The sequence below is a fragment of the uncultured Demequina sp. genome (assembly GCF_913055775.1).
Classification (GTDB): Bacteria; Actinomycetota; Actinomycetes; order Actinomycetales; family Demequinaceae; genus Demequina.
Genome location: NZ_CAJXJX010000012.1, coordinates 20,384 through 33,761 on the forward strand (window position 1 = coordinate 20,384; position 13,378 = coordinate 33,761).

The window sequence follows — 13,378 nt, forward strand, 5'->3', positions numbered from 1 at the left end:
TGCGGCGGTCACGCTGGCAGCGGCACTCACCCCGCGCATCGGCCCTGCTCAGGAGGCGAGGCCGCGGCGCCGCCACGCGCCGCCGTGCCAGGATGGACGGGAGCATCCCAGGACTGCCCTGCGTCGCACGGCGTCGCGCGCGTGGCAGACTGGTCGCCAGTCCACCCATAACGTTTCGATACCTCTCCTGGAGCGCACCCATGACGGCTGTCACCCTCATTCAGAATCCCCTCCACGAGGGCTGGTCCCTCACGCACCTGGCGGGCGAGGCTCCCGAGGGTGTCGCCGGCGCGACGATCCCGGCAGAGGTGCCCGGCACCACGCACGTGGACCTGCTCCGTGAGGGTCTCATCCCGGATCCGTACCTCGACCGGAACGAGAAGGCGCTCGAGTGGATGTGGAGCTGCTCGTGGCGCTACGCGACGGCATTCTCCGCGACGCCCGCGACCGACGGCGAGCGCGTCGACCTGGTCTTCGACGGCCTCGACACCGTGGCGACCGTGCGCCTCAACGGCACCGAGGTCGCCCGCACCAAGAACATGCACCGCTCCTACCGCTTCGACGTGCGAGAGCTCATCGAGCCGGGTGCGAACGCACTCGAGGTCGACTTCGACTCCGCGCTCGAGTACGCGAACGGCGTGCAGGACGAGATCGGCTTCCGGCCCAGCCCGTACCCCCACCCGTTCCACGCGATCCGCAAGATGGCGTGCTCGTTCGGGTGGGACTGGGGTCCCGACCTGCAGACCGCCGGCATCTGGAAGGGCGTGCGGATCGAGCGCTGGCGCACCGCGCGGCTCGACGCCGTGCGGCCTCTGGTGACGGTGGACGGGACGCACGGCCGCGTCGAGGCGCACGTGGACGTCGAGCGGGCCGCGGACGAGCCCCTGACAGTCGTCGCGAGCGTCGCCGGCGTGGAGGCGACCGCCACCATCGACCCGGGCGAGTCCACCGCGGTCGTGGTGGTCGAGGTGCCCGACGTCGAGCTGTGGTGGCCCCACGGCCACGGCGAGGCGCGCCTGTACGACCTGGCGGTCGAGCTGCGCTCGTCCGACGAGTGCCTCGACAGCTACGACCGCCGCATCGGCTTCCGCACCGTGCAGGTCGAGGTGACCGACGAGGGCGACGGCGCGGGCTTCACCTACGTGGTCAACGGCCGCGCCATCTTCGTCAAGGGCGCCAACTGGATCCCCGACGACCACCTCATGACCCGCATCACCCGCGAGCGCCTGGCCCGCCGCATCGACCAGGCGGTCGACGCCCACATGAACCTCATCCGGATCTGGGGCGGCGGCATCTACGAGACAGAGGACTTCTACGACCTCTGCGACGAGCGGGGCGTGATGGTCTGGCAGGACTTTCCGTTCGCGTGCGCCGCGTACCACGAGGGCTCGCCCATCATCGAGGAGGTGCGGGCCGAGGCCCGCGAGAACGTCACGCGTCTCACCCCGCACGCGTCCCTCGTCATGTACAACGGCTCGAACGAGAACATCTGGGGCTGGTGCGACTGGGGCTGGCCCGCGGTCGTGGGCGGCGACGGCTCGTGGGGCATCAAGTACTACGAGGAGATCCTTCCCGAGATCGTCGCGGAGCTCGACCCCACGCGCTTCTACACGCCGTCCTCGCCCTACAGCCCCTTCCAGCACTTCGAGGACGTCCACCCCAACGACAAGGCCTGGGGCACGTCGCACGAGTGGGAGGTGTGGAACCAGCTCGACTATTCCGAGTACCGGCGGTACGTGCCGCGCTTCATGTCGGAGTTCGGCTTCCAGGGGCCGGCGACGTGGGCGACCGTCACCCGCAGCCTTCCCGAGGACCAGCGCCGTCAGGACTCCGAGGGCTGGCTCATGCACCAGAAGGCGGAGTCCGGCAACGACAAGCTCAACCGCGGCCTCGAGCCCCACCTGCCTGCGGGCGCGGACTTCGAGGAGTGGCACTGGGCCACGTCTCTGAACCAGGCGCGCGCCATCCAGTACGGCATCGAGCACTACCGCTCGTGGTGGCCGCAGTGCGCGGGCGCGATCGTGTGGCAGCTCAACGACTGCTGGCCCGTGACGTCGTGGGCCGCGGTCGACGGAGACGAGCGTCGCAAGCCGCTGTGGTACGCGCTCAAGCACGCGTTCGAGCCGCGACTGCTGACGTTCCAGCCGCGCGCGGAGGACGGCTCGAACGACCCCGCGGGCGCCGTTCACCTGGTGGCCATCAACGACACCGACGAGCCGTGGTCGGAGACGCTGACGTTCACGCGCATGGGGCTCGACGGCGGCGAGCTCGCGGTCGCCACGGCGCACCTGTCGGTGGACTCTCGCGGCGTGGCCACGATCGAGGTCCCTGCGCACGTGCGGGAGGCGGGCGACGCCACCGCCGAGGCGCTCATCGCGGATGCCGGCTACCCCGGCGACGACGGCCATGCGCGAGCGCTGCACCTGTTCGCCGAGGACAAGGATGTCGCCTACGAGAAGGCGCCGCTGGCCGCATCGGCCCACGCTGTCGCGGGCGGGTACGAGGTGAAGGTGACCGCGTCCTCCCTGGTGCGCGACCTGACCGTGCTCGCCGACAAGGTGCACCCGGACGCGACGGTGGACGACGCGCTGGTCACCGTGGCGCCCGGCGAGACCCACGTGTTCCGCGTCGCGTGCGACGCGGACGTGGCGGCCGAGCGCTTCCTCGACGGTCGTGTGCTGGTCTCCGTGAACGCGCTGGTGGGCTGACGGAGGGCCCTCACCGAACGTGCGCAGCGCCCGGCCCCGCACGCGTGCGGGGCCGGGCGCTCGTGCGTCAGGACGCGGGCGACGAACGTGCGAATCGAAACGATCCGGGCAAACCGCGCTCGAAACGATTCGTGATCGTAACCAAGTCGTAATCGGAGGGTCTGTCGAAAGGTTTCGGACGCGGCTAGGGTGACAGTGCGTCCCAACGAGGGGGCGTACGAATTCACCTAAGGGGAATCAACTATGAAGTGGACTCGATCCCGGACGGCGACCGCTCTCGCCGTCGGTGCGGCGTCGGCAATGCTGCTGACTGCCTGCTCGAGCGGAGACGGTGGCGACGAGGAGCCCAGCGACGAGCCTACGAGCGCTGAGGAGACCGAGGAGCCGGCAGAGGCCGAGCCCGTCACGCTGAACGTCTCGTACTGGGGAACCTTCGGCCTGGAGTCGCTCGCCGAGCAGTACACCGCCGACAACCCGCACGTGACCATCAACCTGGACTCCGGCGAGTACGGCGCCCAGCACGACAAGCTGACGCAGGCACTCATCGCCGGCTCCGGCGCTTCCGAGGTCTCCGCGATCGACGAGGGCTACATGGCTGGCTTCCTCGCGCAGCAGGAGAACTTCGTCAACCTGCTCGACCTGGGCGCCGGCAAGTACGAGGAGAACTACCTCGACTGGAAGTGGGGCCAGGCGGCCTCCGCCGACGGCTCCTACGTCATCGGCCTCGGCTCCGACGTCGGTGGTCTGGCCATGTGCTACCGCCACGACCTGTTCGCTGAGGCCGGTCTGCCGGACGCTCGCGACGACGTGTCGGCCGCGTGGGGCGACGGCTGGTCGGACTACATCACCCTGGGCGAGGAGTACGTCGCCGCCTCGGGCTCCGCGTTCGTCGACAACGTGACGCAGATCATGAATGCGGCGCAGACGCAGCTCGGCACGGGCTACGCCTACTACAACCGCAACAACGAGCTGGACATGGAGGCGAGCAAGCCTGCCTTCGACCTGACTCTCGAGATCATCGAGAAGGGCCTGTCCGCGAACATCCAGCCCTGGGGCCCGGAGTGGAACACCGGCTTCAGCAACGGCGACTTCGCGACGCTGCCCTGCCCCGCGTGGATGCAGGCGAACATCATCGACTCCGGTGCCCCCGAGGGCACCTGGGACATCGCCGACATCCCCGGACCCGGTGGCAACTGGGGCGGTTCGTTCTACACGATCCCCGCCCAGTTCGACGAGGCGACCACTCAGGAGGCCTACAACTTCATCGAGTGGGTCATCCAGCCCGAGCAGCAGATCGCGATCTTCGACGAGACCGGAAACCTCCCGTCGCAGTCCTCGATCTGGGACGAGCCGGGCATCCAGGCCCAGGAGAACCCGTTCTTCAACGGCGCTCCGACCGGTCAGATCTTCACCAAGACCGCGGGTGACATCCCTGGTGCGATCTACTACGCCCCGAACAACGCCACCATCCGCTCCGCGGTGGAGACGGTGCTGAACGAGGTGCAGGCAGGCAACATCGCTCCGGAGGACGCCTGGGACGAGGCAGTCGCCGCCGCTGAGGCAGCCGACGCGTAATCCCACGCGATGACGGACGGAGCGGGGGCGAGTCCAGCGAGGCTCGCCCCCGTTTCACCGTCCATCCCTAGACTTCCATCACGAGCGTTCATGACCAACGGAGGTTTCCATGTCCGCCAGCAGCGTCTCGGCTGAGCAGGCCGACGCCACGGGCACGGACCGCGCGAGGAAGAAGGGGCCCAAGAGTTCGATCTGGGCCCGCTTCGACCACGTCGTGGTCCCCTACATCCTCATCTCCCCCTTCTTCATCCTCTTCGTCGCCTTCGGGATCTTCCCGATCGTGTACAGCGCGCTGGTGTCCTTCCAGACGTTCCGCTCGGAGACCCTCACCTTCCCGAGCGGCAACTCCGAGGTGCTGTACACCGAGCGGTGGGTGGGCCTCGAGAACTACCAGAAGGTCCTCACCAACTGGGACTTCACGCAGGCGCTGCTGAACACCCTGGGACTGTTCGTCTTCTCGGCGATCCCCCAGCTGATGTTCGCGCTGGTCCTCGCGTCGCTGCTGAACCGGCGCCTGAGGGCCCAGTCGCTGTTCCGCATCGGCATCCTGATCCCGTACATCACGCCCATCGTCGCGTCCTCGCTCGTGTTCGTGACCTTCTTCTCCGAGCAGTACGGCCAGGCCAACTGGCTGCTGGGGCTCTTCGGCTTCGAGCATGAGTCCGGCATCGGCGGCTCCGCCCAGGTGCTCGACGGCATCGACTGGCGCGCCGAGCGCTGGTCCTCGTGGCTCGCGATCATCATCATGATCAACTGGAAGTGGACCGGCTACAACGCCCTGCTGTACCTGGCCGCCATGCAGTCGATCCCCAAGGACGTGTACGAGGCCGCGGCGCTCGACGGCGCCTCCGCCTGGAAGCAGCTGTGGTCCATCACCGTCCCGATGATCCGCCCCATGGTGATCTTCACGGTGGTGCTGTCCACCATCGGCTCTCTGCAGCTGTTCGCTGAACCCGTGCTCCTCGACGAGGATCCGAGTTCCGGCGAGGGCGGTGGACTGAGACACCTGTGGCGCACCGTCGCGCAGCTGATCTGGTACACCGGCTGGGGCGACCCGAAGGACTTCGGATACGCCGGCGCGATGTCGTGGGTGCTGTTCGTGGTCGTGGTCCTGCTCGCAGGCTTCAACGCGTTCGTGTCGAACAAGATCGGAGGCCGCAAGTGACCGCGACCATCGACGAGGCCCCCGAGGCCCAGGCGCCCAAGAACAAGCGCAACAAGGCCGCCCTCCTGGGCCGCAGCCCGCAGGACACCCCCGCGGGAGCCTTCAACTACATCCTGCTGGGCTTCATCCTGCTCGTGGGTGCCTGGCCCATCTACTGGGCCGGCATCATGTCCACCTGGAAGGAGGACAAGCTCTTCCAGGCGGGCGCGCCGCAGGCCACTCCGGGACCGTACTTCCAGTTCAACTGGGACATCATGACGGTCAAGATCCGCGAGCAGGGCTACCCGGCGTACGACAACGTCCAGTTCGTCCAGTCCTTCTTCAACTCTGTCATCGTGGTCGCCGTGGTCGTGACGGCCACGCTGTTCTTCTGCTCGCTCGCGGGCTTCGCGTTCGCGAAGCTGAAGTTCAAGGGCCGCGATCCGCTGTTCTACTTCGTGGTGCTGACCCTCACGATCCCGGCGCAGCTGGGCATCGTGGGCGCGTACCAGATCATGGACACCCTGGGCTGGGTGGACACCCTGCTCGCGGTCACGGTCCCTGCACTGGTCTCCGCGTTCGGCGTGTTCTACATGAGGCAGTTCATCGAGGATGCGATCCCCGACGAGATCATCGAATCGGCTCGCGTCGACGGCGCAACGACCTTCCGCGTGTTCTGGGAGATCGTCGTGCCGACCGTCAGGCCCGCGATGGGCGTGCTGGGACTCATCACCGCGGTCAACGCGTGGAACGAGTATCAGTGGGCGCTGGTCGCGGTGGGCGGCTCCGACGCCCAGACCATCGGCCCCGCGCTGCACAACCTGCGCGTGGGCAACACCCCCAAGAACTCCATCGTTCTGACGGGATCCTTCCTCGCCTCCCTGCCGCTGATCGCGCTGCTGGCCGTCGCCGGTAGGCAGATCGTGCGCGGCATCATGGAAGGCGCGGTCAAGACCTGATCGAGTCCACGTTCGACAGGCGCGGCCGGTCCACCTCAGGGTGGGCCGGCCGCAGTCGTGTCCGGACCATGCCCGGCTCTCCGTCCCTCGCGGCCCCCTGCTCCTGGTCCTGGTCGCCCTCGTACCGGCCAACACACACCTGTGGCGCACGGTGACCCAGAGTGGGATGTGATTCCCCGTGTTCAACACCTGTCGCAGTGGTCACGGCCGTGTGTTGAGGTGCGCGCATGCTCGGCGACGCCCGGTCAGCCGATGCGCGCGCTGCCAGAGGCGGTGAGCGTCACCCCGACGTCTGGGAGCCACCCCCAGCCGCCCACGAGCGGCAGCACCGTCCGTGTGAGCACCACCTGCGCGGTCGAGTCGTCGTCGGTCCGGACCGCGACCACGCGGACGTCGTCGACCCACGGGCGATCGTCGCCAGCGAGTCGTGCGAGCACCACGTCGGCCGTCTCGCCGTCCGAAGCGAAGTAGTCCGCGGCGAGGGCATGCCCGGCCGCCGCGACCGCGCACTCGTCAGCGAGCGAGACCAGACGCATCCGATTCACGTGGACCTGAGTGGCGCCCACCAGCACGGCGACCGCCATGAGCGCGACCACGATCCACCCCAGCGTGAACAGCGAGACACTGCCAGCGTCGGAGGCGAACGCCGGCGCGCGATCGCGAACGGCGCGCGCCGGCGGCCTCGTGCACCCCGTCATCGGCCACCGCCGCTGACGCCAGTCAGGAGGTCCACCTGAGCGGTGCCCCGGGCGGACACGGGCACGGCGGCCGAGATCGCATCGGCGATGGGACCCGGGATGCCCGGCAGCGGCACAGCGACCTCGACCTCGACCACGACCTCGCTGCCCGGTCCGCCGCAGCCCGCGTCTCCGCAACCGACCACCAGGTCGTGCAATCCCCGGACGGCGAAGTCCTCGAGCGCCAGCGAGACAACATCGGACGCCCGCTCGACCGCGGCCGCGTGGGCGGTCTGCTCGCTCCCACCGCGGTCGAGCTCGTCCAGCGCCGCCAGGGCGGCACCCCGTGCGGCGGTCCGGCTCGCGCCCTCGACGGCGTAGGTGGCCGCCTGCACCTGCCCGACCGCGAGGACCGCGTAGACGATCGGCACGAGCATCAGCACCGTCACGCCCAGGAACTCGACCAGCGCGGCGCCGGTGTCGTCTCGCGACAGCGCGCGGGCGCGACTCACGGCGACTCCGCGATCGCGCGCGCTTCCACCGTGAGCGTGCCCGGCCCCCATAGGCCGATCACCGGCAGCGGTGCCGACAGCTCGATCAGAACGAGGTCTGCTCCGTCCACGGCGCTCGCGCTGGCGGTCGCCGTGGTGTCGACGCCGGCCATCGCCTCCGCAGCCATGGCCTCGGCCCGCGCCTCTCCGTCGGCGAGCGTCCTGTCGGCCTGCGCCGCGATCCTGGCGCCCTCGTACGCGCTCGACGTCAGCGTGTTGCGCACGTGCACCGCGAGGACCAGCTGCAGCAGCGCGAGTCCCAGGAGCACCACCAGCGACGCGACGAGGACGAACTCGACGACCGCAGAGCCTCGATCGCGCGCTGCGTCACCCGCCGGTGACGGAGTCGATCGCATCGGTGAAGACCTCGCCGAGTGCCGGGCCGGCGAGGGCCCAGATCAGAGCGACAAGTCCCGCCGTCATCAATGTGATGAGCACCCAACCCGGCACGTCCCCGCGCTCCCCCTTGTCGCGGAGCTCGGCGCTCACGTTCTCGAACCACCTGATCATGGTTCCCCCTCTTCCTTGTTGTCTTTCCGAGTGATGGGCTAGCCGCCCAGATTGATGGCCACGAGTCCTGGGAACACGGCGAACACGACCGTGACAGGCAAGATGAGGAACACCACGGGAATCAGCATGGCAATCTCGCGGCGCCCGCCTTCCTCCATGAGCTCTCGGTGGCCCTGTGCACGCATGTCCTGGGCCTGAGCCCGCAGCACCTCGGCGAGCGGAGTGCCGCGCTCGACGGCGGTCGTCACGCCCTCCGCGAAGCGATCCAGGGCGGGCACGCCCGAGTCCTGCGCCATGCGCCGCAGCGCGTCGGTCAACCGCGCGCCTGCCTTGACTCGTCCCAGGGCGGTCTGCAGGCTCTCAGCCACCGCCCCCGAGGTCGATGTCGCAACCCTCTCGAGTGCGACGGGCGCTGACTCGCCAGCGGCGACGGCCAATGCCAGGAGCTCCGCGACCGTCGGCAACTCCTGCAGCAGCCGGCGCGACCGACGCCGGACCGCCAGTGTCAGAGCAACGTCCCGCCCGACGGCGCCGCACACCGCCATCACGAGGGCGAGCATCAACCCCGCCACCGCGCTCGCGCCGCGCAGGGAGACGAGGGCGCCCGCGAAGAGCAACCCGACCGCCAGACCCACGGCGCCCCAGGCAACCTGCCGGGCCCGAAACTGCTCGGCGCTCCACGCCAGGCCCGCGCGACGCAGCCGCAGCTCGACGTCGGCGGCCTCGATCCCCCACCGCTCGAGCACGCGCATCACATCCCGCGCCACCGGCGTGAGGATGCGCTCGAGCGTCGGAAAGGGCGTCACGGCCGCGTCGCGTCGTCGGATCTCAGCGGCGAGCGTCGAACGCACGAACGGCGAGACCCGCGCCTCCAGCGTGGGTCGCCGCGCCCGGAACCATGCGACCACCAGGCTCGCGCCAAAGCCCAGCATTCCGCCGAGCACCACTGCCGTCCAGGTCATCGCAGGACCCTGCTCTCCTGCGGCAGCCGCCCTACCCGCATCATCACGCGGTACGCGACGATCGTGCTCGCCCCGCCGGCAGCGAGCACGAACGCCCCCGCCGCGGAGTCATAGGCGTCGAGCGTCGACGACTGCGTCGCGAGGAGGGCGAGCACGACCCAGGGCGCCGCGACGGCAAGGCGTGCCGCGTTGACGGTCCAGCTCTGGCGGCCCTCGAGCTCGCCGCGCAGGCGCGCGTCGTCACGCAGGAACTCCGCCAGTGTGCGCAGCACGCGACCCACGTCCGTGCCGCCCACATCCCGCGTGATGCGCAGGGTCTCGACGATCCGGTCCGCAGTCGGGTCAGCGAGCCGCTCCTTGAGCAGGTCGAGCGACGCCTGGAACCTGCCGGACGCGCGGTAGTCCTCCGCGAAGCGCGCGAAGGGCTCACGCAGCGCGTCGGGGCCCCGGTCGCCCACCTGAGAGACCGCCTCGGGCAGCGACAGACCGGCCCTGATCCCGGAGGCGAGGCTGTCCACGACCTCAGGCCACAGGTCGCGGGTCTGTGCGGCGCGGGCGCGGGCCCGAGAGGCGACCACGGCGAACGGCCCGCGCGCGGCGATGACGCCGAAGCACAGCCCGATGAGCGCGGATCCCGTCAGACCAGCGGCGACGATCCACGCGACCACGCCCAGCCCCACCGACGTCATCACCAGGGCCGCGGGGGTCACTCCCGGGGCACCTGCGCGCACCAGTCGGTCCCGCGTCCGGTCCGACCAGCCGCCGGGCCGCCTCCGCGCGCGCGGCTGCTCTGGCCAGAACGACCACCAGACCAGGAACGCCCCGATGCCGAGGACGACCCCCCACCACGCCTCCACGTCACAACCCCCTGAGGAGGGCCGCGACGTCGTGGGCGCGCGCCGCCATCCGGTCCTCGTGCGGCGGGAACCCGGGCCCTCGCACGAGCGCGCCGTCACGGCGCTCGAACACGGTGGACGTCTCGATCACGCCCTGTTCGGAGCGGCCGCTCACGCCGACGATCTCGCGCACCCCGCGCCGCCCCGAGGCCGGGTCGAGGTCCAGATGGACAACGACGTCGATCGCGGAAGCCACGGTCGGCACCACGAAGCGATCGGAGACGTTGTCGCCCGCGAGAAGCGGCAGCGTGCACATCTTGGTGATCGCATCTCGCGCCGAGTTCGCGTGGATCGTGCACATGCCCGGCACTCCCGCGTTGAGGGCGATGAGCATGTCGAGGGCCTCGGCCTCGCGGACCTCGCCGATGATGATGCGGCTGGGGCGCATGCGCAGCGCCTCCTTGACGAGGCGCCTGAGCGGAATCTCTCCGGTGCCCTCGAGCGACTCCTGCCGGCACTGCATCGCCACCACGTCGCGGTGCTGGATCGCGAGCTCGAACACCTCCTCGCAGGTCACGACCCGCTCGCGGGGCGGAATCGACCCCGCAAGCGCCGCCAGCATGGTTGTCTTTCCCGCCTGCGTAGCGCCGGATACCAGGACGTTCAGTCCGGAGTCCACGGCAGCGTCAAGGAACGCCGCGGCCCGCGGGGTGAGCGATCCGAGCCTCACCATGTCGCCCACCGACCTTGCCCGCGCCACGTACTTGCGGATGTTCACCGCCCAGTGACGCTGCGTGATCTCGGGGATGACCACGTGGAGCCGCTCGCCGCCTGGAAGCGTGGCGTCCACAAAGGGAGAGCTCAGATCCAGCCGGCGACCGCTCATCGCGAGCATCTGTTCCACCAGGTCGCGCACCTGCTCTGCCGTGAGCATCGTGGGGGTCAGCTCGGGCTCTCCGGCGCGCGCGACGAACACCTGCTGCGGCGCATTGATCCAGATCTCCTCGACCTCGGGATCATCGAGATAGGGCTGGAGCGGCCCGAACCCCGCCACGGCGTCCATCACTGCACGTGCCGTGGCGACCGGATCCACCAGCGGCTCCACGTCACCGGTGAGCGACCGCGTCTCCCACCGCTCGAGAGCATCGTCCACGAGCGCCCGCACCGCCGCGACATCGCGCTTGGGATCCACGCCGGAAGCGCGGATGCGCTCGCGCACCTCGCTCTCGATCCCCCCGACGGCCCCCGACGTCATGGACCCTGAGGGTAGAGACAAACCGCGGGTTTGACCAGGGGGGTTGTGGAAAGTTGCGCCCGTGACCGGACACAGCGCCGATGCGCGTGTCACCCCCTCGTGCCACGATGAGAGACATGTGCGGCAGGTACGCAAACTTCCTCGCGGAGCAGGAGCTGATCGACCACTTCGCGATCGCGACGGTCGCGGACGACGCCCGACTGGCTCCCAACTGGAACGTCTCCCCCACCCAGCAGGTCGCCATCGTCGTGCCGCCCAGGCCAGACAAAGATGACGAAGGCCGCCGCCTCGAGGCCGCGCGCTGGGGCCTGGTGCCGTCGTGGGCGAAGGACCCGAGCATCGGCGCCCGCATGATCAACGCGCGCTCGGAGACCCTCGCGGAGAAGCCGTCCTTCAGGACGGCCTTCGCGAAGCGCCGATGCGCGGTGCCGGCATCGGGCTACTTCGAGTGGCGGACGGAGGGCGGCGTCAAGACTCCGCACTGGATCCACGCGACGGACGATGCGCCCCTCGCGTTCGCGGGGCTCTACGAGTTCTGGAAGGACAAGGCCGCCGGAGAGGACGCCGAGTGGCTCGTGACCACCACGATCGTCACGACGGCGTCGAGCGGCGCGATGCAGGACATCCACGACCGCCAGCCCGTGATGATGTGCCGCGAGGCGCTCGACCTGTGGCTGGACCGCGACGCGGACCAGGGCACCCTGCTCGACGTCATCGCGATGCCCGCGCCCGACCTGACCTGGCACCCGGTCCGCAAGGCCGTCGGCAGCCCCAAGAACAACGCGCCGGAGAACATCGACCCCGTCGACGCCTGATCCCCGGGGACCGGTTCAGGCCTGCCCTCAGCCTCGATGCCCGTTTGCTTCCGTTTAGTTGTTGACATGCCCGTTTTACCGGAGTAGCGTCCGGGAGTAGTTCCACAGGAACGGGCCCAAACGGGCCTCCAGGATGGTAGTCCTCCGCAAGGAAGCGGAGGGGAAGGGTAGGACACCGATGTCCTTCAGCGACGCTCAGGCACAGAGCAAAGCGAACAAGAACCGCACAGCGGGGTTCGGCGCGCAGGTGCAGCGGCTCGGCAGGTTCCTGTCGGGCATGATCATGCCCAACATCGGCGCCTTCGTGGCGTGGGGCCTCGTCACGGCCCTGTTCATCGAGACCGGCTGGCTCAACTGGGGAGGCGACGGCGGCGTCGCTCCTGACAGCTGGATCGCCCAGGTCGGTGGCTGGGGCGACTTCGCCGGAGCCGGCATCGTCGGCCCCATGATCACCTATCTGCTGCCGCTCATCATCGGCTACACGGGTGGCCGGATGGTCTACGACCAGCGCGGGGGCGTGATCGGCGCGGTCGCCACGACCGGAGTCATCGTCGGCTCGGACGTCCCGATGTTCCTGGGAGCCATGGCGATGGGACCCTTCGCCGCGTGGTGCCTCAAGCACATCGAGAAGTTCTGGACCGGCAAGATCAAGCCCGGCTTCGAGATGCTCGTCGACAACTTCTCACTGGGCATCATCGGCGCGGGACTCGCCGTCCTCGGCCAGCTGATCATCGGCCCGGTCGTGTCCAAGCTCGTCGAGTGGGCGGGCCTCGGGGTCGACTTCCTGGTCGAGAACAGCCTGCTCCCCCTGACATCGATCCTGGTCGAGCCCGCGAAGATCCTGTTCCTCAACAACGCGATCAACCATGGTGTCTTCACGCCGCTCGGAACGGTCGAGGCGGAGGAGACGGGCAAGTCGCTGCTGTTCATGATCGAGTCCAACCCCGGCCCGGGCCTCGGCATCCTGCTGGCGTTCCTCTTCTTCGGCCCCCGCATGCTCAAGGCGGCGGCCCCCGGTGCGGCGATCATCCACTTCTTCGGCGGCATCCACGAGGTGTACTTCCCGTTCGTGCTGGCGAAGCCCAAGCTGATCGCTGCGGTGATCCTGGGCGGCATGACCGGCGTCTTCATCGGCGTGGTGCTCAACGGCGGACTGGTCGCTCCCCCGTCCCCCGGATCGATCTTCGCCTACCTCACGTTCACGCCTCCCGGCGGCTACGTCTCGATGCTTCTCCAGGTCTCCCTGGCGGCCGTCGTCTCGTTCGTCGTGGCCTCGTTCCTCATGGGCTTCGGCCGTGAGGCCAAGCGCGAGGACGCCCCGGACGACTCCGAAAGCGCCGAGCAGCCGGCGGAGCCCGTCGCGGCGTGACTCCCGCCCCCGGCTCC

The 13,378-nt window shown here is 69.3% G+C and carries 13 protein-coding genes; 6 read left to right on the plus strand and 7 right to left on the minus strand.

What is annotated here, in order from left to right; all coding sequences use genetic code 11:
- The first annotated feature begins 200 nt into the window (after window positions 1-200).
- The 4 genes from QZ483_RS02320 (at window position 201) to QZ483_RS02335 (ending at window position 6,386) form a co-directional block, all read left to right on the plus strand.
- Entirely contained in the window at window positions 201-2,708 is a 2,508-nt protein-coding gene (locus QZ483_RS02320) for a glycoside hydrolase family 2 protein (RefSeq protein WP_297081375.1), read from the plus strand.
- 243 nt (window positions 2,709-2,951) lie between these two features.
- A complete protein-coding gene (locus tag QZ483_RS02325) occupies window positions 2,952-4,283 on the plus strand; it encodes an ABC transporter substrate-binding protein (protein WP_297081376.1) in 1,332 nt (443 codons plus the stop codon).
- 109 nt (window positions 4,284-4,392) lie between these two features.
- Window positions 4,393-5,448, plus strand: coding sequence for a carbohydrate ABC transporter permease (locus QZ483_RS02330; RefSeq protein ID WP_297081377.1), 1,056 nt, complete (start codon window positions 4,393-4,395; stop codon window positions 5,446-5,448).
- The gene (locus QZ483_RS02335; protein WP_297081378.1) at window positions 5,445-6,386 is read left to right on the plus strand and encodes a carbohydrate ABC transporter permease; all 942 of its coding nucleotides are present in this window, start codon (window positions 5,445-5,447) and stop codon (window positions 6,384-6,386) included. The genes QZ483_RS02330 and QZ483_RS02335 overlap by 4 nt, the downstream gene beginning before the upstream one ends.
- A gap of 245 nt (window positions 6,387-6,631) precedes the next feature.
- Here QZ483_RS02335 and QZ483_RS02340 read toward each other — a convergent pair whose 3' ends face one another.
- From QZ483_RS02340 to QZ483_RS02370, 7 genes are all read right to left on the minus strand, one after another.
- A complete protein-coding gene (locus QZ483_RS02340; protein WP_297081379.1) occupies window positions 6,632-7,084 on the minus strand; it encodes a pilus assembly protein TadG-related protein in 453 nt (150 codons plus the stop codon).
- Window positions 7,081-7,575, minus strand: a complete 495-nt coding sequence (locus QZ483_RS02345) for a pilus assembly protein (protein ID WP_297081380.1) — start codon at window positions 7,573-7,575, stop codon at window positions 7,081-7,083. The genes QZ483_RS02340 and QZ483_RS02345 overlap by 4 nt, the downstream gene beginning before the upstream one ends.
- Window positions 7,572-7,970: a TadE/TadG family type IV pilus assembly protein gene (locus QZ483_RS02350; protein ID WP_297081381.1), complete on the minus strand. Its 399-nt coding sequence runs from the start codon at window positions 7,968-7,970 to the stop codon at window positions 7,572-7,574. Before QZ483_RS02350 ends, QZ483_RS02345 begins: the two co-directional genes overlap by 4 nt.
- Entirely contained in the window at window positions 7,942-8,124 is a 183-nt protein-coding gene (locus QZ483_RS02355; RefSeq protein ID WP_297081382.1) for a hypothetical protein, read from the minus strand. The genes QZ483_RS02350 and QZ483_RS02355 overlap by 29 nt, the downstream gene beginning before the upstream one ends.
- A 38-nt stretch (window positions 8,125-8,162) precedes the next feature.
- A complete protein-coding gene (locus tag QZ483_RS02360) occupies window positions 8,163-9,086 on the minus strand; it encodes a type II secretion system F family protein (RefSeq protein WP_297081383.1) in 924 nt (307 codons plus the stop codon).
- Window positions 9,083-9,796, minus strand: a complete 714-nt coding sequence (locus QZ483_RS02365) for a type II secretion system F family protein (protein ID WP_297081384.1) — start codon at window positions 9,794-9,796, stop codon at window positions 9,083-9,085. Before QZ483_RS02365 ends, QZ483_RS02360 begins: the two co-directional genes overlap by 4 nt.
- Window positions 9,797-9,944: 148 nt before the next feature.
- Window positions 9,945-11,177: a CpaF family protein gene (locus QZ483_RS02370; protein ID WP_297081385.1), complete on the minus strand. Its 1,233-nt coding sequence runs from the start codon at window positions 11,175-11,177 to the stop codon at window positions 9,945-9,947.
- Window positions 11,178-11,293: 116 nt separating this feature from the next.
- On the opposite strand from QZ483_RS02370, the gene QZ483_RS02375 reads away from it, so the two are divergent.
- Both QZ483_RS02375 and QZ483_RS02380 read left to right on the plus strand, forming a co-directional pair.
- Window positions 11,294-11,992, plus strand: coding sequence for an SOS response-associated peptidase (locus QZ483_RS02375; RefSeq protein WP_297081386.1), 699 nt, complete (start codon window positions 11,294-11,296; stop codon window positions 11,990-11,992).
- Window positions 11,993-12,170: 178 nt separating this feature from the next.
- On the plus strand, window positions 12,171-13,361 hold the full coding sequence (locus QZ483_RS02380; protein WP_367117078.1) for a PTS transporter subunit EIIC: 1,191 nt from the start codon (window positions 12,171-12,173) through the stop codon (window positions 13,359-13,361).
- The last annotated feature ends 17 nt before the right edge of the window (window positions 13,362-13,378 follow it).

Bases quoted from the DNA above. Each gene is read 5' to 3' on its own strand.
- QZ483_RS02330 (WP_297081377.1), top strand. From the start codon at position 4,393: ATGTCCGCCAGCAGCGTCTCGGCTGAGCAGGCCGACGCCACGGGCACG.
- QZ483_RS02380 (WP_367117078.1), top strand. From the start codon at position 12,171: ATGTCCTTCAGCGACGCTCAGGCACAGAGCAAAGCGAACAAGAACCGC.
- QZ483_RS02350 (WP_297081381.1), bottom strand. From the start codon at position 7,970: ATGCGATCGACTCCGTCACCGGCGGGTGACGCAGCGCGCGATCGAGGC.
- QZ483_RS02375 (WP_297081386.1), top strand. From the start codon at position 11,294: ATGTGCGGCAGGTACGCAAACTTCCTCGCGGAGCAGGAGCTGATCGAC.
- QZ483_RS02370 (WP_297081385.1), bottom strand. From the start codon at position 11,177: ATGACGTCGGGGGCCGTCGGGGGGATCGAGAGCGAGGTGCGCGAGCGC.
- QZ483_RS02340 (WP_297081379.1), bottom strand. From the start codon at position 7,084: ATGACGGGGTGCACGAGGCCGCCGGCGCGCGCCGTTCGCGATCGCGCG.
- QZ483_RS02325 (WP_297081376.1), top strand. From the start codon at position 2,952: ATGAAGTGGACTCGATCCCGGACGGCGACCGCTCTCGCCGTCGGTGCG.
- QZ483_RS02355 (WP_297081382.1), bottom strand. From the start codon at position 8,124: ATGATCAGGTGGTTCGAGAACGTGAGCGCCGAGCTCCGCGACAAGGGG.
- QZ483_RS02360 (WP_297081383.1), bottom strand. From the start codon at position 9,086: ATGACCTGGACGGCAGTGGTGCTCGGCGGAATGCTGGGCTTTGGCGCG.
- QZ483_RS02320 (WP_297081375.1), top strand. From the start codon at position 201: ATGACGGCTGTCACCCTCATTCAGAATCCCCTCCACGAGGGCTGGTCC.